The sequence below is a fragment of the Streptomyces sp. NPDC052040 genome, from assembly GCF_044548405.1.
GTDB lineage: Bacteria > Actinomycetota > Actinomycetes > Streptomycetales > Streptomycetaceae > Streptomyces.
In genome coordinates this window covers 14444-35031 of sequence record NZ_JBIUBV010000010.1, presented here as the reverse complement: position 1 = coordinate 35031, position 20588 = coordinate 14444, and the positions used below count along the sequence as shown (strand labels likewise).

Below are 20588 nucleotides of genomic sequence, written 5' to 3'. Positions count from 1 at the left end.
CGTCCGCTCATGCCAGCTGAGAGCCCCACCGCAAAAGCCGTCACCGTGCGCCGGGCCCGGACGACCGATGTCCCGGCGGTACGCCGGCTCCTCGACGCCTACGTCCGGCGCGGCATCCTCCTCGACAAAGCGACGGTCACGCTTTACGAGGACATCCAGGAGTTCTGGGTGGCGGAACGCGACGACAACGGCGAGGTCGTCGGCTGCGGCGCCCTGCACGTCATGTGGGAAGACCTGGCGGAAGTCCGCACACTCGCGGTGCACCCCGGGGCCACCGGCCTCGGCGTCGGACACCGCTTGCTGGAGAAGTTGCTCCAGACCGCCCGCGGACTCGGTGTTCGCCGCGTATTCTGTCTGACCTTCGAAGTCGAGTTCTTCGGGAAGCACGGCTTCGTCGAGATCGGGGAGACGCCCGTTGACACCGATGTCTACGCGGAGCTGTTGCGTTCCTATGACGAGGGCGTGGCGGAGTTCCTCGGACTCGAACGAGTGAAACCGAACACCTTGGGCAACAGCCGGATGCTTCTGCATCTGTGATCGTCAAGGGATCGCCCGGACTATATCGGCCGCCGCTTCGACCGGACGGCGTTGCCCAGGTTCCCTATGTCCGAAACGCGTATCTTTCCGGGGAGCCCGTCACGCGTTGGCCTCTCCCGGGGGTTTGTGTTTTTCCAGCAAAAGCGGTTTGCTTTCCGACGTAACGCAGTACTGCATATAACAGGGGACGCGAAACAAGCGGCGCAGGCCGCACTCCCTCGGTCCTGAAGTTATCGATGAAAGGAAATCCGGTGGCACAGAAGGTTCAGGTCCTTCTTGTTGACGACCTCGACGGTGGCGAGGCGGACGAGACCGTTACGTTCGCGCTGGACGGCAAGACGTACGAGATCGACCTCACGACCGCCAACGCGGACAAGCTCCGTGGCCTTCTCGACCCCTATGTCAAGGGTGGCCGTCGCACCGGTGGCCGTGCGGCCGGCGGACGCGGCAAGGCCCGCGCGGCCGCGTCCGGCAGCAACCAGGACACCGCGCAGATCCGCGCCTGGGCGAAGGAGAACGGCTACGAGGTCAACGACCGCGGCCGTGTTCCGGCATCCATCCGCGAGGCCTACGAGAAGGCCAACGCCTGAGCGCACGCGCGGCGCAGCCGGATCCGGTGGCAGTGGTTCGCCACCGTGCCGACCAGCCGCACCAGATCGGGGGCGCCCCCACCGCCCCCCACCGCCGACAGGCTCGGCAGCAGTCGTTCCACCTCGCTTCCCGGCCCGGGAGGCCGCAGCCAGACGGCGGCCCCCGGTGAACCGGTCCGGCCCCAGGGAAGCGGCCGGGTCCTCCCGGCGCCCGCCCGGGGACCGGAGGCCGGGGCCGGGGGGCCGGAGACGGCGGGCCGACCCGGCGGCAGCGGCGCCTCGATGTGCCCGCCCGCGCCGACAGCCGTGAGATCCACGGCCAGGGCGCCCCACTCCAGCCACTCGAGCAGCCCCGGCAGCTCCTCCGCGGCGCCCGCGGCCACCAGCAGCCGCATCCGGCTCCCCTGCACCGCCACCGGCGACGAAGGGTCCAGATGCCGCAGCGCGGCCCGCCCGGCTTCCGCGGGCACGTCGAGGACGTCGAAGCGCACCCCTGTGACCAGCCGCAACGGCGTTCCGGGGAGGGTGGCCCAGCCCAGCCCGTCCTCGTACCAGCGGCGTGCCGGGTCCTCCGGGTCGCGCGGTCGGCGGGGGAGGGGCACCGTGGAAACCAGGGGCACTGTGTGGACCATGCCCGGAGCAACAGCCCGAGTAGGCCCCGAGTTACGCTGGGTGGTGCCATGACTGCGCAGAGTGCCGGGAGTAAGGGCGTGCGGGGGCGTTCGGCAGCGCAAGGATGTTCGCCCGTAGCGGAGGGAACCGGTGCGCGCGGCATGGACTGTCCGTGCGTGCGGGTAAGACATCCCTAGTGGGAGGGGGCGACACGCAGGACGGGTCCGCCTCACGTTCGCCATCGGCGTACTGGCGCGTGGGGTATCTGCCTGGCCTGCGGGAACATCGTCTCGCACCATCGGGTTGGAGCAGATGTCGGCGTTCGGGGTCAGGAGGCCAAGGACGGTGTCGGCAGTTGGAATGAGCGGTCCCCGCTTGCGGGACTAAGCTGCGGAAGGACAGGGAGGGGAGCGTCCCCTTACTGCCTGACCGCTCTGAGGAGCGATTAACGATGTTCGAGAGGTTCACCGACCGCGCGCGGCGGGTTGTCGTCCTGGCTCAGGAAGAAGCCCGGATGCTCAACCACAACTACATCGGCACCGAGCACATCCTCCTGGGCCTGATCCACGAGGGTGAGGGTGTCGCCGCTAAGGCCCTGGAGAGCCTCGGGATTTCGCTCGAGGCGGTCCGCCAGCAGGTGGAGGAGATCATCGGCCAGGGCCAGCAGGCCCCGTCCGGCCACATCCCCTTCACCCCCCGTGCCAAGAAGGTCCTGGAGCTGTCGCTCCGCGAGGCTCTTCAGCTGGGCCACAACTACATCGGCACGGAGCACATCCTGCTCGGCCTGATCCGTGAGGGCGAGGGCGTCGCCGCCCAGGTCCTGGTCAAGCTGGGCGCAGACCTCAACCGGGTCCGCCAGCAGGTCATCCAGCTGCTGTCGGGCTATCAGGGCAAGGAGACCGCCACCGCCGGCGGCCCGGCCGAGGGAACCCCCTCGACGTCCCTCGTCCTGGACCAGTTCGGCCGGAACCTGACCCAGGCCGCCCGTGAGTCCAAGCTCGACCCGGTCATCGGGCGCGAGAAGGAGATCGAGCGGGTCATGCAGGTGCTGTCCCGCCGCACCAAGAACAACCCGGTGCTGATCGGTGAGCCCGGCGTCGGCAAGACCGCCGTCGTCGAGGGCCTGGCGCAGGCCATCGTCAAGGGGGAGGTGCCCGAGACCCTCAAGGACAAGCACCTCTACACCCTGGACCTGGGCGCGCTGGTCGCCGGCTCCCGCTACCGCGGTGACTTCGAGGAGCGCCTGAAGAAGGTGCTCAAGGAGATCCGCACCCGCGGCGACATCATCCTGTTCATCGACGAGCTGCACACGCTGGTCGGTGCGGGTGCCGCCGAGGGCGCCATCGACGCGGCCTCCATCCTCAAGCCGATGCTGGCCCGCGGTGAGCTCCAGACCATCGGTGCGACCACGCTCGACGAGTACCGCAAGCACCTGGAGAAGGACGCGGCCCTGGAGCGCCGCTTCCAGCCCATCCAGGTCGCGGAGCCGTCGCTGCCGCACACCATCGAGATCCTCAAGGGCCTGCGCGACCGCTACGAGGCGCACCACCGCGTCTCCATCACGGACGAGGCCCTGGTCCAGGCCGCCACCCTGGCCGACCGCTACATCTCCGACCGCTTCCTGCCGGACAAGGCGATCGACCTGATCGACGAGGCCGGATCCCGGATGCGCATCCGCCGGATGACCGCGCCGCCGGACCTCCGCGAGTTCGACGAGAAGATCGCGGGCGTCCGCCGGGACAAGGAGTCCGCGATCGACTCCCAGGACTTCGAGAAGGCGGCCTCTCTCCGCGACAAGGAGAAGCAGCTGCTCGCCGCGAAGGCCAAGCGGGAGAAGGAGTGGAAGGCCGGCGACATGGACGTCGTCGCCGAGGTCGACGGCGAGCTGATCGCCGAGGTCCTGGCCACGGCCACGGGCATCCCGGTGTTCAAGCTCACCGAGGAGGAGTCCAGCAGGCTGCTCCGCATGGAGGACGAGCTGCACAAGCGGGTCATCGGCCAGGTGGACGCCGTCAAGGCGCTCTCCAAGGCGATCCGCCGTACGCGTGCCGGTCTGAAGGACCCGAAGCGCCCCGGTGGCTCGTTCATCTTCGCGGGTCCGTCCGGTGTCGGTAAGACCGAGCTGTCCAAGGCGCTCGCCGAGTTCCTCTTCGGCGACGAGGACGCGCTGATCTCCCTCGACATGTCGGAGTTCAGCGAGAAGCACACGGTCTCGCGCCTCTTCGGTTCGCCCCCCGGCTACGTGGGCTACGAGGAGGGTGGCCAGCTGACGGAGAAGGTGCGCCGCAAGCCGTTCTCGGTCGTCCTCTTCGACGAGGTCGAGAAGGCCCACCCGGACATCTTCAACTCGCTGCTCCAGATCCTGGAGGACGGTCGTCTGACCGACTCCCAGGGCCGGGTCGTGGACTTCAAGAACACGGTCATCATCATGACGACCAACCTCGGCACCCGGGACATCTCCAAGGGCTTCAACCTGGGCTTCGCCGCCGCGGGCGACACGAAGACCAACTACGAGCGCATGAAGAACAAGGTCTCGGACGAGCTGAAGCAGCACTTCCGGCCCGAGTTCCTCAACCGCGTCGACGACGTGGTGGTCTTCCCGCAGCTGACCCAGGCGGACATCCTCGCGATCGTCGACCTGATGATCGGCAAGGTGGACGAGCGGCTCAAGGACCGGGACATGGGCATCGAGCTGGCCCAGTCCGCCAAGGAGCTGCTGGCGAAGAAGGGCTACGACCCCGTGCTGGGCGCCCGGCCGCTGCGCCGCACGATCCAGCGCGAGATCGAGGACACCCTGTCCGAGAAGATCCTCTTCGGGGAGCTGCGCCCGGGTCACATCGTGGTCGTGGACACCGAGGGCGAGGGCGACACCCAGACCTTCACCTTCCGCGGCGAGGAGAAGTCGGCGCTGCCGGACGTCCCGCCGATCGAGCAGGCGGCGGGCGGCGGTCCGAACCTGAGCAAGGAGGCGTGACCCTCAGGGTTTCGCACAGGGGCTGCCCCGGGACATGAAGTCCCGGGGCAGCCCCTTTTCCGCTTCCGAAGAGCATTGCCGGGTGCCGTCGGCACCCGCCCGGGGCATTTCCCCGAAGCCGGAAATCGCCTTTCCGGGGCTGGTGCGGGGCGCCGGAACGGTGACATGGCACACAGCGGGAGTGGGCAGTACTAGCCCTCCTAGCAGAAGAATTTTCTTATCAAAAAGGGACATATGCGCTCCATCGGTGGAGAGAGCGCCGCGTGAATGCCCGCTCTGGAGCCCTTTCGCTCCGACTTCCCGAGAGGGGCCCTTCTGTCAAGGGGCCGGGAATTCCGTCCGGTGTGTACGAGGGGCCGTCGTAGCGGGCGGGTTTGAGGACTCCCGGGGGTGCTTGTACCAAGGAATGGTCAAGTCCCCCGATCACCGCGAGGTCCCCATGCCCCTGTGTGCCTTCTCCCCGTCCCGTACGTCCCGGCTGCGTACCCGGCTCGCCGTACTGGCCGCCGGTGCGGGAGTCTCGGCCCTGCTGGGGGCCGGTGTCGCGAGTGCCGCCGACAGCGGTGCCTCCGGTGCCGTCGCCTGGACCCACCCCGTGCGGGGCTATGGGCTCACCGCGGGCTTCAATCAGGCCGGTGCCATGTGGAAGGCCAAGCACAGCGGCCAGGACTTCGCGGTGCCGAGTGGCACCCCGGTCGGCGCCGTGTACGCCGGGACCGTCGTCAAGGCCGGTGCCAACGGTGCCGGGGACGGCGCCGCCTACGGCAATGCCATCGTCCTGAAGCACGCCGACGGCACCTACTCCCAGTACGCCCATCTCTCCCGGATCGACGTCCGGCCGGGCCAGAGCGTGGCGACCGGCCAGCGCATCGGCCTCTCCGGCAACACCGGCAACTCCAGCGGACCCCATCTGCACTTCGAGATCCGCACGACCCCGCACTACGGCTCGGCCGTGAACCCCCTGGCCTTCCTGCGCGCCCGCGGCGTGGCGGTCTGAGAGCCGCCGAAGCGGCGCACGGCCCCCCCGGTGCCCTCCGGGGCCCCGGGGCCGTAAGGCCGCGGGGTCGCGGTCAGGCCGCCGGACCCGCGTGCGCCTGCGTCACCAGGTCGACGGCGACCTCCAGGACCGCCTGGCGCTTGTCCTCGGGGTCGCCGTCGACCTCCTGGAGGAGGAACATCCCCGCGTGCAAGGTGAACAGCGCGCTGATGCAGCGGACCTGGTCGGTCAGCGAGGAGTCCGGGTCCCGGATGATGCCCCGCATCCGGAGCATCCGGTCCTTGAACTCGTTGCCGATGCTCAGCTCGCGGATCGTCGCCTGGTTCTCCTGCATGAAGCGGAAGAGCGGGGACGCCTCGACCAGGGCCTCGCTGTAGCGGCGCAGCACCTCCCGCTTGGTCTCCAGGGTGTGCGGCTGGGACCTGCCCCACTCGATCAGCTCGTCGATCGGGCGGGAGAGGTCCTCGAAGATACTGACCAGGATCTCTTCCTTGGTCTTGAAGTGGTAGTACAGGGCCGCCTTGGTGACGTCCAGGCGCTCGGCGATCTCCCGCAGCGAGGTCTTCTCGTAGCCCTGTTCGGCGAAGAGTTCGAGCGCCACGTCCTGGATCCGCTGGCGGGTGTCGCCCCGCCGCTGCCGCTTGCTGCTGTCCATGGTGGTGCTGCCCATCCTCGTACTCCTCGGACTCCGGATACCTGCATACCGCCCGACAGACAGGCCGACCAAACTTACTTGACGCCCGGCTAGTTTCGGGGCTACCTTCCCTCAGTGTAATCAACTAGCCGGGCGGCAAGTAAGTAGCCGACGGCCCGCAACACTCAGGGGAGTGGGGAGCATGGCGGACAACACGGCACCGCCCGAGACCGAGAAGCAGCCACGGAGCGTGCGGGTCGTCCTGCTCGCGCTCATGGTCACCATGATGCTCGCGATGCTCGACAACATGATCGTCGGCACCGCGATGCCGACGATCGTGGGCGAGCTGGGCGGCCTTCAGCACCTGTCCTGGGTGGTGACCGGGTACACGCTGGCGACCGCCGCCTCCACCCCGCTGTGGGGCAAGCTCGGCGACATGTACGGGCGCAAGGGCGCCTTCATGAGCTCGATCGTGATCTTCCTGATCGGATCGGCGCTCAGCGGCATGGCCCAGGACATGGGCCAGCTCATCGGCTTCCGCGCGGTGCAGGGCCTCGGCGCGGGCGGTCTGATGGTCGGCGTCATGGCCATCATCGGCGACCTGATCCCGCCGCGGGAGCGCGGCAAGTACCAGGGCATGATGGCCGGTGTCATGGCGCTGGCGATGATCGGCGGCCCGCTGGTCGGCGGCACCATCACCGACCACTGGGGCTGGCGCTGGGCCTTCTACATCAACCTGCCGCTCGGCATAGTCTCCCTGGTCGCCATCAGCATCGTGCTGCACCTGCCCAGGAAGCGCGCCCAGGCCCGGATCGACTACCTCGGCGCCGGACTGCTCACGGTCGGCATCACCTCGATCGTGCTGGTCACCACCTGGGGCGGCACCGAGTACGCCTGGACCTCCGCCCGGATCATGGAGCTGATCGGCATCGGCGTCGCCGCGCTGATCGGGTTCGTCGTCTGGCAGACCAAGGCCTCCGAGCCGGTCGTGCCGCTGCACATCTTCCGCAGCCGCAACTTCACGCTGATGTCGGTGATCGGCTTCATCACCGGCTTTGTGATGTTCGGTGCGACCCTCTTCCTGCCGCTCTACCAGCAGGCCGTCCAGGGCGCGTCCGCGACCAACTCCGGACTGCTGCTCCTGCCGATGCTCGGCGCGATGCTGGTCGTGTCGATGATCGCGGGCCGGGTCACCACCAACAGCGGTCGCTACAAGGTCTTCCCGCTGGTCGGCAGCGTCCTGATGATCATCGGTCTGTTCCTGCTGGCCCAGATGGACACCGGAACCAGCCGGTTCACCTCGGGTCTGTACATGGCCGTCCTGGGCGCCGGTATGGGCTGCCTGATGCAGATCACCATGCTGGTCGCGCAGAACAGCGTGGAGATGCGGGACATGGGCGTCGCGTCCTCGACCACCACCCTGTTCCGTACGCTCGGCTCCTCCTTCGGTGTAGCGATCATGGGCGCGCTGTTCAACAACCGCGTGCAGGACGTGATGTCCCAGCGGGCGGGCGCCCTCGGCTCGAAGATCACCGAGCAGTCGGCCCAGCTGGACGCGAAGAGCCTGGAGAAGCTTCCGGCGGCGGCCCGTGAGGCGTACCAGTACGCGGTCTCGGCGGGCACCCACTCCGCCTTCGTCCTCGGCTCGGTGGTGGCCGTGGTGGCGCTGCTCGCCGCGGTCTTCGTCAAGGAGGTCCCGCTGCGCGGGGCCGGTTCCGGCAAGCCGGCCGGGGACGCGGCAGGGGACGCCGCGCAGGTGCAGCAGGCGGTGGCAGAGGCCGTCTGACGCACCGTCCCCCGGTCCCCGAAGGCCCCGGAGCCCCTACGACGGCTCCGGGGCCTTCGCCCGTCCCCGCCCGCTGTCGGTGCCCCGTGGCAGCATCGGAACGTGGACAGGATGCGGCAGCTGAGGCTCGCCAAGGACGCGATGGACCGGGACTGGGCCGATCCGGCGCTCGATCTCGACGCCGTGGCCGCCCACGCCGGATATTCGCGCTTCCACTTCATCCGCGCCTTCAAGGCCGCCTACGGCGAGACCCCCGGGCAGTATCTGACGCACCGCCGGATCGAGCGCGCCCAGGAGATGCTGCGCACGGCCAACCTGACGGTCACCGAGATCTGCCACCTCGTGGGATTCAGCAGCGTCGGCACCTTCTCCGCCCGCTTCAGGACCCGGACCGGCCTGTCCCCCACCGAGTACCGGAGACGGCACGTGGGGCGCGGCGCCGCCCTCATCCCCGGGTGCTACGCGATGCTCTGGGCCGGCGGCTTCCGCCCGCCCGGCACCGCCGCCGAGGAGCGCAATCCAGAAGAAGCGGACTGACCGCCCGGCTGCCTACGGTGGCAGCGCAACGGCACCTCGCACCCCCGGGAGAACAGCATGATCAAGGGGCTCGCCATCGTCACCGTCTGGGTCCTCGACCAGGACCGGGCCAAGGAGTTCTACACGGAGAAACTGGGCCTTGAGGTCCGTACGGACATGACCATCGGGGACGGGGGCATGCGCTGGCTGACCGTCGGCGCCCCGGACCAGCCCGATGTGGAGCTGACCCTCATGGTGCCGGGACCGCCCGCGATGGACCCCGAGTCCGCCGAAATGATGAGAACGCTCATCGCCAAGGGCGCCCTCGGCGCCGGAGTGCTGGCCACCGACGACATCCACGGGGACTACGCCAGGCTCAAGGAGCGGGGCGTGGAGTTCCTCCAGGAGCCGCAGGAGCGCCCCTACGGCACCGAGGCGCTCTTCCGCGACGACTCCGGCAACTGGTTCTCCTTCACCCAGCGGCGGGAGGGCGGTCTGGACCTCGACCAGGACTGGTCCTCGTAGCGCCCGACCGGCCGCCCGACAGCGGCAGCATCGGGTAGCTGCCCGTGTTGGTCGGCGCGTGCTCCGGCAGCCACAGCACCGCCACCGCGCCCTCCGCCGGGACATGCTCGGGCGACCCGGCCGGGCGGACGTTGCGGAACGTCAGCCGCGCGCCCAGCACCCGTGCCTGGCCCGCCGCGATCGTCAGGCCCAGGCCGTGGCCGTGCCCCGAGCGGTCCGAGCTGCCCGTACGGAAGCGGCTCGGACCCTCGGCGAGCAGTTCCTCCGGGAAGCCGGGCCCGTGGTCCCGTACGCGGATCACCCGGCCCTCGACCGACACCTCGATCGGCGGCTTGCCGTGCCGGGCCGCGTTCGCCAGCAGATTGAACAGCACCCGCTCCAGCCGGCGCGGATCCGTGGTGACCTCCGACTCATGGATCACCCGCACCTCGACATCGGGGTCCTTGGCGGCCACCCGCCGGGCGATGAACTCGCCGAGCATGATGTCCTGGAGCTCCGCCCGCTCGGAGGCGCTGTCCAGCCGGGCCACCTCCAGGACGTCCTCCACCAGGGTGCGCATGGCCTGCGCCCGGTCCAGTACCAGTTCGGTGGGCCGTCCGGGCGGCAGCAGCTCCGCCGCCGTGAGCAGTCCGGTGACCGGGGTGCGCAGCTCATGGGCGATGTCCGCGGTCACCCGGCGCTCCGCCTCCAGGCGCTGGCGCAGCGCGTCCGCCATCGCGTCCACCGCGCGCGCCAGATCGTCGGTCTCGTCGCGCACCACGCCGCCGATCGCCGTCCGCACCCGGACGTCGGTCTCGCCCGCCGCGACCCGGTTCGCCGCCGCCGCGGCCTTGCGCAGCCGCCCCGACAGCTGGCCGCCGATCAGCACACCGAGCGCCGAGCCGCCGAGGACCACCGCGATCGAACCGATGATCAGGGCCTGGTCCAGGTCCTTCATCACATCGGCGCTGCGGTCGGTGAAACGGGTGTGCAGGGACAGCACCCGGCCGTCCTTGAGCGGCACGGCCGCCCAGATGTCCGGCACGCCGTTCGCACCCTCGGAGACATAGGTGGCCCGGCGGCCCTCCATGACCTTCTGGAGCAGATCCCGGGGGATGCCCGGGTCGTCGACCTTGACGCCGAAGGTCTGGGTGCGCCCGGACTCGTACATCCGCTGGGCCACCTGGATCCGCTCCACGGCGAGATCGCGCGAGTTGTCGAGCATCGACACCTGCGCCGCGTTGTGCACGACCAGGCTGAGCGCGATCGCGACCAGCGCGCCGACCAGAGCGATCGCCGCGCTGAGCTTCCACCTGAGTCCCGTCCTTATGGCCGGGTCGTCCGTGATCAGGCGTCCGAAAATCCCCCGCATACCCCTGTTCAAGCTCTCAACTTGTAGCCGAAGCCGCGGACCGTCTCGATGCGGTCCTGGCCGATCTTCGTCCGCAGCCGCTGCACATGGACGTCGACGACACGGGTGTCACCGCCCCAGCCGTAGTCCCACACCCGCTCCAGCAGCTTGTCGCGCGACAGGACCGTGCCCGGTGCCGAGGAGAACTCCAGCAGCAGCCGCATCTCGGTGGGCGTGAGCGCCACCGGCCGTCCCGACCTGCGCACCTCCATGCCCTCGGTGTCGATCTCCAGCTCGCCGAAGGTGAGGACACCGTCGCCCGGCGCCGCGGGCTCCTCGGTGCCCCGGCCGGCGCCGTTCGCGTGCCCGAAGCGGCGCAGCACCGCACGGATGCGGGCGACCAGCACGGCACCGTCGAACGGCTTGGTCACATAGTCGTCCGCGCCCGCCTCCAGGCCGAGCACCACGTCGATCGAGTCGGCGCGCGCCGACACCATGATCACGGGAATGGTCGACTCGTCGCGGATACGGCGGCACAGACTGACCCCGTCCAGCCCGGGCACCATCACGTCCAGCAGGGCGATGTCGGGGCGGCGGGCGCGGAAGGCCTCCAGACCCGAAAGGCCGTCGGGCATGGCGGTGACCGCGAAGCCGTCCCGCTCCAGGGCGAGCTGGGTGGCCTCGCGGATCACATCGTCGTCCTCGACGAAAAGAACGTGGGTCTGTTCTGCCATCCGCTCTCTCAGTTCCCCGTCGGGGCGGGCGTGCCGCTGTTGCCCACCGCGTTGCTGTACACGTTGCGCGTGCTGGACACGACGCCGAAGTGGCTCGCCGACCAGCGGTAGGTGATCACTTCCTCGCTGGAGGGATACGACACGGGGTCGCCCTTCTCGTACATCTGCTGGGTGACCACCAGGTCACCGCGGTCTATCTCCGCGTAGACCGGGGGTTCCTCGGACTGGAAGACATTCTCGTACCTGTGATTCTCCATGCGGTACACATACGAGCCGAGGCCGACGGCGTCGCTGCATGTCATCACGTTCACGACGATGTCGTTCGCGGTGCCGCCGGTGACGTTCCCGTAGGAGACGTCGACCGGGTACTCATCGGCCACGCAGGGCTTCAGATCTTCCTTGACCGTCTTCGCGACCTTCGGATCGTCCTTGACCATTTTGACCACGTCCAGCCGCGTGGGTTCCTTCTTGGCCGGTGAGGCGGACGGCTTGGCGGCGCCCGCCACCACCGGGTCGCTGGCCGCCGGGCCCTCGTCCCGGGCTCCCGTGCCGCCGGTGGAACAGCCGGTGAGACAAAGCCCGAGGGCGGCGATCGCGGCCACCGCCGCCATCACCGCCTTGTGGGCCCCGCCGGGCCGTATGGCCCCCGTGCCTAGGCCGCGCAACGCTCCCGCTCCTCACGCTCCAGCGCCGTTGCGTCCAGATCGCGGGACTCCAGCTCCTCGCGGAGCCGGGCGAGCGCCCGGTGCAGCGTGCTCTTGACCGTTCCGGCCGACATGCCGAGGGCGGCGGCCGTCTCCTCCGTGGACATCTGCTCCCAGTGTCGCAGCACCACGACACTGCGCTGCTTCGGAGCGAGCACCTTGAGGACGTCCATCAGCAGAGCGCGGTCGGCGTGCTGCTCCGTGGAGTCCTCGACGCTGGCGTCCGGCAGCTGCTCGGTGGGCACTTCCTCCAGCTTGCGCGCCCGCCACCACTCGGTCCGCGTGTTGATCATCACGCGGCGCAGGTAGGCGTCCGCCAGGCGCTTGTCGGCGATGCCGTCCCAGCGGCCGTAGGTGCGCACCAGCGCGGTCTGGAGGAGGTCCTGGGCGTCGGTGGGGTCGGGCACCAGCCGACGGGCGCTGCGCAGCAGCGCGTCCTGCCGGGTGCGGACGTACTCCTCGAATTCGAGCACCTCGCCGTGCGCCATTCCAACCGCCTCCGTATCCCCGTTTCCGGCGCGTCCCTCGGCTGTGTTCCGCAGCCGGGTGCCGGTACCGCAAAGTCCGTATGAGCCGTGATCGGCTCGTGTGCCAGGCGGTCCGCCGTGGCACGCATATGAAGTTACGGACGGCTTGTCACGGCGTTGTCCGAGCCAGCCTGCGGAGAGCGCTCGGCTGTCCGTCGGTTGTGTAACAGACGGAGGAACAGGGTAAGAAGGAGCGGCAGTTGGGTGAGGTATGGGGTGGTTTGTCCACCTGGTGCACCCGGAAGTCTGTGATGTGACAAAGCCCCGGCTGTGCGGCGGCGGCCGTCTGCTGCCCTACGGCTCTTCGGCGGGCGCGGAGGTGAGGACCGCGCGCCGGGGTCCCGGGACCGGAAGCCGCCTGCCCGGGCGTGCGCAGAAGGATCGCGCGCCCGGGCGTTCCGGTTCGGCCGGTTCGATCGGTTCGGTGGGGTCGATTCGGGTCGGGTCGAGTGGTGTCAGGTCAGGGGGAGGCGGTACAGCCCGCCGGGGAGGGGTTCCACCAGACCGTCGGAGACGAGTCCGTCCAGGGCACGGGCCCGCTGCACCGGCTCGTTCCACACCCGGTCCAGGACCGACTGGGGGACCGGCCCCACCGCCTCGCGCAGCACGGCCAGCAGCCGCCCGCGCACCTGGCGGTCCGTGCCCGCGTACGTCTGCCCGCGGCGCGGCGGCCCGTCGTGCTCCGGCTTCCCCGCCAGCCGCCAGGCGCACTGCGCGGCGATCGGGCAGCGGTGGCACGTCTCGTTCTTCGCGGTGCAGACCAGCGCGCCCAGCTCCATAGAGGCGGCGGCCCAGCGGGACGCCGTCCGTTCGTCCTCGGGCAGCAGCTCCCGGGCGAGCCTGCGCTCCGCGGCGGTGGTGGCGTTGGGCGGGTACTGCACACCGGTGACCGCGCGGGCGAGGACCCGCCGCACATTGGTGTCCAGGACCGGATGGCGCTGGCCGTAGGCGAAGGACGCGACGGCCGCGGCGGTGTACTCGCCGATGCCGGGCAGCGCGAGCAGCTGCGCATGGTCGGTGGGTACGTCGCCGCCGTGCCGTTCGGTTATCGCCAGCGCGGCGCCGTGCAGCCGCAGGGCGCGGCGCGGATAGCCGAGGCGGCCCCAGGCGCGGACGGCCTCGCCGGGTGGCTCCTTGGCGAGGTCGGCGGGGCGGGGCCAGCGGGCGAGCCACTGCTCGTAGACCGGCAGGACGCGGTTGACCGGCGTCTGCTGAAGCATGAACTCACTGACCATCACGCCCCACGGCCCGGCCTCCGGGCGCCGCCACGGGAGGTCCCGGGCGTGCTCGGTGAACCAGTCGATGACCGGGGCGTGCAGATCCCTGCCGGAGGCCCGGCCCGCGAGGTCGTCGTTCTGGGCGGGTCCGGCGGCGGCAGTGGCAACGGGGGTGGGGGTGGTGGGTGCAGTCATGACGCCTTCGATCCTGCCACGTGAGGGGCGCCGGGGTGGGGGACCGGGCGGGGTGGGGGTGTTGTGTCGGTCGGCTTCGGCCCGGCGGAGGGGTGGGTGGAATCGTCGCGTATGCCGGTGTCCCGGGTCGGCGGACGGGGCTCGGGGCCGGTCGGCCGGGGGCCGCCCGGGATGATGATCCGGAAAAGTTGGTGCCGGGGCGGCGGGTGACGCGAGGCGCGGCGCCGATCTCTCGTAGAGTTTTCACTGTGGGATCTCTGCGCAATCCGGTCGGGCCGCTTCCCTCCTCCATCTACTGGCGACGGAGGGCCGTACTGCTGTCGGTACTGGCCCTGTTGGCGCTGCTGATCGCCTGGGTGGTCACTGTCGGCGGAGGCGGTGGCAGGAACAGGGCGGACGGCTCGAACGGCAAGCATCCCACCACGTCCATCACTCCCGGGCCGTCCGGGAGCGGTCCGGCGATCAGCCAACACCCGGGCGGTCGGGACGAGTCGGGCGGATCGGGCTCCTCCGGGTCGGGGGGCGCGTCGGGCTCCGGCGGCTCCGGTGGTTCGGACGCGGGAGCCGGGGGTTCGGGCAGTGGGTCCGGCGGGTCGGACGGGAGCGGCAACGGCGGATCCAGTGGCGGGCAGTTGGCCGCGGACGCGGCGGCCTCGTTGCCCAACTGCTCCTCCAGTGACGTCCAGTTGACGCTGCGGAGCGTCAAGAACACCTATGAGCCCGGGGACACCCCCGCCTTCGAGCTGGACGCCAAGAACTCCTCCGGGTCCGACTGCAAGGTCGATCTCGGGCCCAAGGGTGCCGTGCTGACGATCACGCAGACCGGTAGCGACGACGACGTGTGGTCCTCGTCCGACTGCCCGAGCGGCTCGGGAAGCGCCCTCTTCCGGGTGCCCGCGCACGGGAACATCACCTACACCGTGAAGTGGGACCGCAAGCAGAGCCGTCCCAACTGCGCGACCCCGCCGCCGGGTTCGGCCCCCGCGGCCACCTATCTGGTCGAGGCGAAGGCCCCCGGCTTCCCGAAGTCCCAGACGTCGTTCGTGCTGTCGAAGGACTGACACTGCCCGGCCCGGCCCGCCGGGTGCCGCGGTCCTTCAAGTCAGCGCGCCCGAACCGGGGTTCTGCATGCGGTCATCCTCCGAACGCAGAGACGGATGCCCGTGGGCGCCCGTTCAGCCGCCCAGCGCGACCGCGCGGCGCACATCACCGGCGTAGGCCCCGGGCTGTTCCCAGGCCGCGAAGTGGCCGCCCGCGGGGTGCTCCGCATAGTCGACGACGTTCAGGAAGCTCTCCGCATAGCTTCGTGGCTCCGGTTTGGTGTCGCGCGGGAACACGGAGAGCACGGTCGGCGTCCCGATCCGGCGGGGCGGGGTGGCCGGTTCGGCGTAGGTGGCGAGCGAGGTGCCGATCGTGCCGGTGACCCAGTGGGCGGTGACCCAGGTGAGCAGCTCGTCCACGGTGAAGGCCTACTCGTCGGACCAGGACTCCAGTTTCTCCACGATCCACGCCGCCAGGCCGGCGGGTGAGTCGCCGAGGGCGACGGCGAGGGTGTTCGGCCGTGTCGACTGCTCCGCGATGTACCCGCCCTCGGTGCGGAACCACCGGGCCGCCCGGCCGAGGTGGGCCGCCGCGTCGGGCGGGAGCTTCGCCGGGTCCGCCGTGAGCGCACGCCGCGGGTCGGTGTTCGTGAGGTGCAGGACGGCCACCCGGTCCGGGTGCTCGGCCGCGAGGATCTCCGCGACGGACCCCCCCACTCAACAGAGGTACCGCCGGGCAGTAGCGCTCAACAGCGGTACCGCCCGGCAGCATTACTAGACGTAGCGTTCCAGGATGGACGACTCGGCCAGCCGGGACAGGCCCTCGCGGACGCTGCGGGCCCGGGCCTCACCGACGCCGTCCACCGTCTGGAGGTCGTCGACGCTCGCCGCGAGCAGCTTCTGGAGGCCCCCGAAGTGGTCCACCAGGCGGTCGATGATCGCGCCGGGCAGCCGCGGCACCTTCGCCAGCAGCCGGAAGCCGCGCGGGGACACCGCCGAGTCGAGTGCCTCGGGGGAGCCGGTGTACCCCAGGGCGCGGGCCACCGTGGGAAGTTCGAGCAGCTCGGCGTGGGAGAGCGCGTCCAGCTCGGCCAGCGCCTCCTCGACGGTGCGGGAGCGCTTCGCGGTCGGCTCGGGCACGTAGTCGCGCACCACCAGCTCCCGCTCGGGCTCCACCCCGGCGATCAACTCGTCCAGCTGGAGGGCCAGCAGCCGGCCGTCGGTGCCCAGCTCGACGACGTACTCCGCGATCTCGGTCGCGATCCGGCGGACCATCTCCAGCCGCTGCGACACCGCCGACACGTCCCGGACCGTCACCAGGTCCTCGATCTCCAGCGCGGACAGGGTGCCGGCCACCTCGTCCAGGCGGAGCTTGTAACGCTCCAGGGTGGCCAGGGCCTGGTTGGCGCGGGACAGGATCGCCGCCGAGTCCTCCAGGACCCGGCGCTGCCCGTCGACGTACAGCGCGATCAGGCGCATCGACTGGGAGACCGAGACCACGGGGAAGCCGACCTGCTTGCTCACCCGGTCCGCCGTGCGGTGCCGGGTCCCCGTCTCCTCCGTCGGGATCGTCGGGTCGGGCACCAGCTGCACCCCGGCCCGGAGGATCTTCGACAGGTCCGAGGAGACCACCAGGGCGCCGTCCAGCTTGCACAGCTCCCGCAGCCGGGTCGCCGAGAACTCCACATCCAGGACGAAACCGCCCGTGCACATGGTCTCGACGGTCTTGTCGGAGCCGAGCACGATGAGACCGCCGGTGTTGCCGCGGAGCACCCGCTCGAGCCCGTCGCGCAGGGCCGTACCGGGAGCCACGGCGCTCAGCGAGGCGCGCATCAGGCCATCGGCACGGGAACTCCCGCCGGATTTTCCGGGAGCTGCCGCCCGGTCGTTGGCTGCCACTGCACTCCTCCGGTCGCAGGTTCTGGGGCGCCCCCGTGCCGCACTCTCGGTTCGTACGGACGGGTGAGACCAGGCCAAAGTCTACCGGCGGTCCTCATCCTCCCGTGTGGTCTCCCGCCGCCGGGACCGCGGAAGGACCCGCAGGGCGTCCCCTATGTCCGCCACTTCCAGCACCTTCATCCCGGCCGGGACCTTGCCCGGATCGCCCGGAACGAGCGCATGGGTGAAGCCCAGACGGTGCGCCTCGGACAGCCGGCGCTGGACCCCTGTGACACGTCTTACCTCACCCGCGAGACCCACCTCGCCGATCGCCACCAGATTCTTGGGCAGCGGGGTGTCGCTGGCGGCGCTCGCCAGCGCCAGCGCGACCGCCAGGTCCGCGGCGGGCTCGGAGAGCCGCACCCCGCCGACCGTCGCGGAGTAGATGTCCCGCTTGCCGAGGGCGCTGATCCGGCCGCGCTGCTCAAGCACCGCGAGCATCATCGAGACCCGTGAGGTCTCCAGGCCGGACGTGGTGCGCCGGGGGGAGGGGATCTGCGAGTCGACCGTCAGCGCCTGCACCTCGGCGACCAGGGGGCGGCGGCCCTCCAGGGTGACGGTCAGGCAGGTGCCGGGCACCGGCTCGGCGCGGCGGGTCAGGAACAGCCCGCTCGGGTCGGCCAGACCGGTGATCCCCTCGTCGTGCAGCTCGAAGCAGCCGACCTCGTCGGTGGCACCGTACCGGTTCTTGACCCCCCGTACGAGGCGCAGCCGGGCGTGCCGGTCGCCCTCGAAGTGCAGGACGACGTCCACCAGGTGTTCGAGCAGACGGGGGCCCGCGATCGCGCCGTCCTTGGTGACATGGCCGACCAGGAGGGTGGACATGCCGCGTTCCTTGGAGGCGCGGATGAGGGCCCCGGCGACCTCCCGGACCTGGGCCATGCCGCCGGGCGCGCCGTCGATCTCGGGGGAGGCGACGGTCTGTACGGAGTCCAGGACGAGCAGGGACGGCTTCACCGCGTCCAAGTGGCCGAGCACGGAGGACAGATCGGTCTCCGCCGCCAGATAGAGGTGGTCGTCGATGGCCCCGATGCGGTCGGCGCGCAGCCGCACCTGGCTCGCCGACTCCTCGCCCGTCACATACAGCGTGCGGTGCTCGTCGCTCGCCGCCTTCGCCGCGACGTCGAGCAGCAGCGTGGACTTGCCGACGCCGGGCTCGCCCGCGAGCAGCACCACGGCGCCCGGCACCAGGCCGCCGCCGAGGACGCGGTCCAGCTCGGGCACACCGGTGGAGCGGGCGGTGGCCTGCCGTCCGTCGACCTGGCCGATGGGGAGGGCGGAGGTGGTCACCCGGCCCGGGGTGGTGGTCCGCACCGCGGGCGTGCCGTACTCCTCGATCGTCCCCCATGCCTGGCACTCGGGGCAGCGACCGAGCCACTTGGCCGTCTGCCAGCCGCACTCGGTGCAGCGGTAGGACGGCCGGTCCTTGGTGGTCTTCGTACGGGCAGCCATGCACGAAACCGTAGCGGTCCGCACTGACAGCGGGGGTGAGGGGCAGGGGAGCCGGGTCCCGGAACGCCCGGAACGCAGGCCCAGGGGTGGGTGAGAGCCCGGGGCGCGGCCCGGGTGCGCGGGGGCGCGCGGGTGGAGTGAGGGCGCGCATCGGGTGGTACACAACCGTCGCAGGTGGCCCGTTATGAGGGATCGTTTCACCCGTACGGAGTAAAACTACGCAAGGGGGAAGTGGGTATACCCCCTCGGCGCCTACGGTCGCACGGGTGATGAGCAGCAGGCCGGAGACTTCCACGCACGCCACAGGCGCACGCCCGGCGCGCACAGACGCTCCCCAACGGGAGGGTGTGCCGCGCGGCGCGAAGGCCCCCACCACGGCACAGCGCCCGCCCGCGCGCTACGAGCCCCATCTGGACGGCCTGTTCACCTACTGCCTGTCCGTGCTGTGCGACCACGACACGGCGACGGCCGCCCTGGGGGACGCCCTCGCGTTCGCCGAGCGCCGCGGCGGCCGCGGCCCGGAGACCGCCGACGACCAGCGCGCCTGGCTGTACGCCCTGGCCCGCTGGTCCTGTCTGCGCAGGCTCGCCGAGGCCCGGCGCCGCGCCGGGGGCGGCCACGCGGCCGGGCGGGACCGCGCGGCACGCGCCACCCGAGATGCGCGCGCCACCCGCGAGGCCGCCGACCGGCGCGCCGCACGGACCGTCGCGCACGCCTCCGGGCCCGCTCCGGCGGGAACCGTGGGGGAGCAGACCGGGGCCCGGGCCGGCACCGGTGCCGGGACGGGGGTCGGCACGGGGACCAGCGCGGGGATCGGCGCGGGGACGAGTGCGGAGGCCGGCACGCGGACCGGTATGCGGACCGGCGCGGAGGTCGGCGTGGGTACCGGCACCCGCACCGGGCCGGAGACCGGGACGGCCCCGCTTCCCGAGGAGGTCCAGGAGCTGCGCAGACGGGAACTCGCCCAGCTCGCCTGGCCCGAGGCGGCCGGTACGACGCCCGAGCAGCGGGAGGCGCTCGAACTCGCCGTGCGCCACCAGCTCACCGCCAAGGAGGTCGCCGCCGTGCTCGGCATGGACCTCGGGGCCGCCCGCGATCTCCTCGCCTCCGCCGCCTGCGAGGTCGAGCGCACCCGCGCCGCGCTCGCGGTCGTCGAGACCGGCGCCTGCCCGAGCGTCGCCCATCTCACCGACGACCACGCGTTCGTGCTCAGCGCCACCCTGCGCCGCGAACTCGTACGCCATGTCGACGACTGCCCCCGCTGCCGCCGCACCGCCGAACGCGCGGTGCCCGGCGCCTGGCCGGGCACCAGCATCACCCCCGCCGCGCTCCCGGTGCTCGGGGCGCCGCGCACGGCGCTGCACACCGCGATGGCGCACGCCCCCCGCGCCCGGGGCGGTGCCCCCCGCTTCGACCGGCGGGGCTTCCCCATGGACCCCAAGGACCACGCGGCCCGCCGCGACCGTCTGCGGTCCCGGGCCCTCACGGCGGCCGTCGTCGCCGCGGTGGTCGCGGCCCCCGTCATCGCCCTCTGGGCGGCCTACCGGGGCGCACCCCTCACCGGCGAGGGCACCGACGGCCACTCGGTCACGGCACGCGAGCTGCACGACTCCGCCGTGCTGGACGGCACCGGCACCGGCGGATACGAGAACGCGGGCAACGCACGGACCGGGTCCGGCGCCCGCTTCGGCGGGGACGACCGCTCGCCCGATGTGTCCGTCGAGGTCATCGGGGTGAAGACGGGCGCCCGGGAAGCGGGGCACCTCGCGGTGACCGCCGCCACCGAGGGCACCACCACCCTCATCACCCTCACCGCGTCCGGCAGCGAACCGGTCTCCTGGTCGGTGTCCACCGGCGCGCCCTGGCTCCGTATCGGCCGGGCCTCCGGGACGCTCGCCCCGGGTGCATCGGTCACGGTCCAGGTCCAGGTCGACCCCCTGCGCGAACCCTCCGGCCGCTGGCACGCGCGGGTGGCGGTGGCACCCGCGGGAGCCGTGGTCTCGATCGACGGCTACGGCACGGCGGGGCCGTCCCACCCGCGCCCCACGCCCGTGCGCACCGGACCCCCCGCCCCCGCGCCGAGCACCTCGCCGACCACGGGACCCGGCCCCGCACCCGGCGACCCGACCCCCACGGCACCCCCGGCCACCACCCCGCCCCCCTCCGACGACCCGGGCGGTCCCACCCCGTCGGCCTCGGACACCGACCCGGGCCCGTCCGCGTAGAGGCGATATCCCGTCCGGGGAGCGGCGCTCAGCAGATACGACAAGCAGGGGAAAC

At 71.2% G+C, this 20588-nt stretch carries 20 protein-coding genes; 9 read left to right on the top strand and 11 right to left on the bottom strand.

Annotated elements, in window-relative coordinates; genetic code table 11:
• Window positions 1-9: 9 nt before the first annotated feature.
• Complete coding sequence (locus tag ACIHAA_RS20720) at window positions 10-537, top strand: amino-acid N-acetyltransferase (protein WP_399819177.1); 528 nt, start codon at window positions 10-12, stop codon at window positions 535-537.
• Window positions 538-788: 251 nt separating this feature from the next.
• Window positions 789-1127, top strand: coding sequence for an Lsr2 family protein (locus tag ACIHAA_RS20715; protein ID WP_399819175.1), 339 nt, complete (start codon window positions 789-791; stop codon window positions 1125-1127).
• On the opposite strand, the gene ACIHAA_RS20710 is transcribed toward ACIHAA_RS20715, so the two are convergent.
• Entirely contained in the window at window positions 1106-1759 is a 654-nt protein-coding gene (locus tag ACIHAA_RS20710; protein WP_399819173.1) for an SCO3374 family protein, read from the bottom strand. The two genes, ACIHAA_RS20715 and ACIHAA_RS20710, sit on opposite strands and share 22 nt — an antisense overlap.
• A 431-nt stretch (window positions 1760-2190) precedes the next feature.
• Here ACIHAA_RS20710 and ACIHAA_RS20705 point away from each other — a divergent pair, with 431 nt between their 5' ends.
• Together ACIHAA_RS20705 and ACIHAA_RS20700 are read left to right on the top strand one after the other, a co-directional pair.
• Entirely contained in the window at window positions 2191-4713 is a 2523-nt protein-coding gene (locus ACIHAA_RS20705; RefSeq protein WP_399819170.1) for an ATP-dependent Clp protease ATP-binding subunit, read from the top strand.
• A gap of 439 nt (window positions 4714-5152) precedes the next feature.
• Window positions 5153-5710, top strand: coding sequence for a M23 family metallopeptidase (locus tag ACIHAA_RS20700; protein WP_399819168.1), 558 nt, complete (start codon window positions 5153-5155; stop codon window positions 5708-5710).
• Window positions 5711-5783: 73 nt separating this feature from the next.
• Here the strand turns inward: ACIHAA_RS20700 and ACIHAA_RS20695 are convergent, their stop codons facing one another.
• Window positions 5784-6380: a TetR/AcrR family transcriptional regulator gene (locus ACIHAA_RS20695; RefSeq protein ID WP_399819165.1), complete on the bottom strand. Its 597-nt coding sequence runs from the start codon at window positions 6378-6380 to the stop codon at window positions 5784-5786.
• Window positions 6381-6546: 166 nt separating this feature from the next.
• Here ACIHAA_RS20695 and ACIHAA_RS20690 point away from each other — a divergent pair, with 166 nt between their 5' ends.
• The 3 genes from ACIHAA_RS20690 to ACIHAA_RS20680 all read left to right on the top strand — a co-directional run bounded on the left by ACIHAA_RS20690 (window position 6547) and on the right by ACIHAA_RS20680 (window position 9171).
• Window positions 6547-8130, top strand: a complete 1584-nt coding sequence (locus tag ACIHAA_RS20690) for an MDR family MFS transporter (protein ID WP_399819163.1) — start codon at window positions 6547-6549, stop codon at window positions 8128-8130.
• Window positions 8131-8241: 111 nt separating this feature from the next.
• A complete protein-coding gene (locus ACIHAA_RS20685; RefSeq protein ID WP_399819483.1) occupies window positions 8242-8667 on the top strand; it encodes a helix-turn-helix transcriptional regulator in 426 nt (141 codons plus the stop codon).
• Between the two features lie 57 nt (window positions 8668-8724).
• The gene (locus ACIHAA_RS20680) at window positions 8725-9171 is read left to right on the top strand and encodes a VOC family protein (RefSeq protein WP_399819160.1); all 447 of its coding nucleotides are present in this window, start codon (window positions 8725-8727) and stop codon (window positions 9169-9171) included.
• Here the strand turns inward: ACIHAA_RS20680 and cseC are convergent.
• The 5 genes from cseC to ACIHAA_RS20655 form a co-directional block, all read right to left on the bottom strand.
• Window positions 9119-10522: a two-component system sensor histidine kinase CseC gene (gene cseC / locus ACIHAA_RS20675; protein WP_399819158.1), complete on the bottom strand. Its 1404-nt coding sequence runs from the start codon at window positions 10520-10522 to the stop codon at window positions 9119-9121. The genes ACIHAA_RS20680 and cseC overlap by 53 nt on opposite strands.
• A gap of 8 nt (window positions 10523-10530) precedes the next feature.
• Window positions 10531-11235 carry a two-component system response regulator CseB gene (gene cseB / locus ACIHAA_RS20670; protein ID WP_399819156.1) on the bottom strand — a complete coding sequence of 235 codons (705 nt, stop codon included), beginning with the start codon at window positions 11233-11235 and terminating at the stop codon, window positions 10531-10533.
• Window positions 11236-11243: 8 nt separating this feature from the next.
• The gene (locus ACIHAA_RS20665; RefSeq protein WP_399819154.1) at window positions 11244-11900 is read right to left on the bottom strand and encodes a hypothetical protein; all 657 of its coding nucleotides are present in this window, start codon (window positions 11898-11900) and stop codon (window positions 11244-11246) included.
• Window positions 11888-12427: a SigE family RNA polymerase sigma factor gene (locus ACIHAA_RS20660; protein ID WP_399819152.1), complete on the bottom strand. Its 540-nt coding sequence runs from the start codon at window positions 12425-12427 to the stop codon at window positions 11888-11890. The genes ACIHAA_RS20665 and ACIHAA_RS20660 overlap by 13 nt, the downstream gene beginning before the upstream one ends.
• A gap of 494 nt (window positions 12428-12921) precedes the next feature.
• Entirely contained in the window at window positions 12922-13878 is a 957-nt protein-coding gene (locus tag ACIHAA_RS20655; RefSeq protein WP_399819150.1) for an A/G-specific adenine glycosylase, read from the bottom strand.
• Between the two features lie 248 nt (window positions 13879-14126).
• On the opposite strand from ACIHAA_RS20655, the gene ACIHAA_RS20650 reads away from it, so the two are divergent.
• Complete coding sequence (locus tag ACIHAA_RS20650) at window positions 14127-14939, top strand: hypothetical protein (RefSeq protein WP_399819148.1); 813 nt, start codon at window positions 14127-14129, stop codon at window positions 14937-14939.
• Window positions 14940-15053: 114 nt separating this feature from the next.
• Here the strand turns inward: ACIHAA_RS20650 and ACIHAA_RS20645 are convergent, their stop codons facing one another.
• From ACIHAA_RS20645 to radA, 4 genes are all read right to left on the bottom strand, one after another.
• Window positions 15054-15338: a hypothetical protein gene (locus ACIHAA_RS20645; protein ID WP_399819146.1), complete on the bottom strand. Its 285-nt coding sequence runs from the start codon at window positions 15336-15338 to the stop codon at window positions 15054-15056.
• Between the two features lie 9 nt (window positions 15339-15347).
• Window positions 15348-15635 (bottom strand): hypothetical protein, encoded by a 288-nt coding sequence (locus ACIHAA_RS20640; RefSeq protein WP_399819144.1) that lies wholly within the window; start codon window positions 15633-15635, stop codon window positions 15348-15350.
• Between the two features lie 57 nt (window positions 15636-15692).
• Complete coding sequence (gene disA, locus ACIHAA_RS20635) at window positions 15693-16817, bottom strand: DNA integrity scanning diadenylate cyclase DisA (protein ID WP_399819142.1); 1125 nt, start codon at window positions 16815-16817, stop codon at window positions 15693-15695.
• A gap of 81 nt (window positions 16818-16898) precedes the next feature.
• Window positions 16899-18308, bottom strand: a complete 1410-nt coding sequence (gene radA / locus ACIHAA_RS20630; protein WP_399819140.1) for a DNA repair protein RadA — start codon at window positions 18306-18308, stop codon at window positions 16899-16901.
• Window positions 18309-18655: 347 nt separating this feature from the next.
• Here radA and ACIHAA_RS20625 point away from each other — a divergent pair, with 347 nt between their 5' ends.
• Window positions 18656-20533 (top strand): hypothetical protein, encoded by a 1878-nt coding sequence (locus tag ACIHAA_RS20625; protein ID WP_399819138.1) that lies wholly within the window; start codon window positions 18656-18658, stop codon window positions 20531-20533.
• The last annotated feature ends 55 nt before the right edge of the window (window positions 20534-20588 follow it).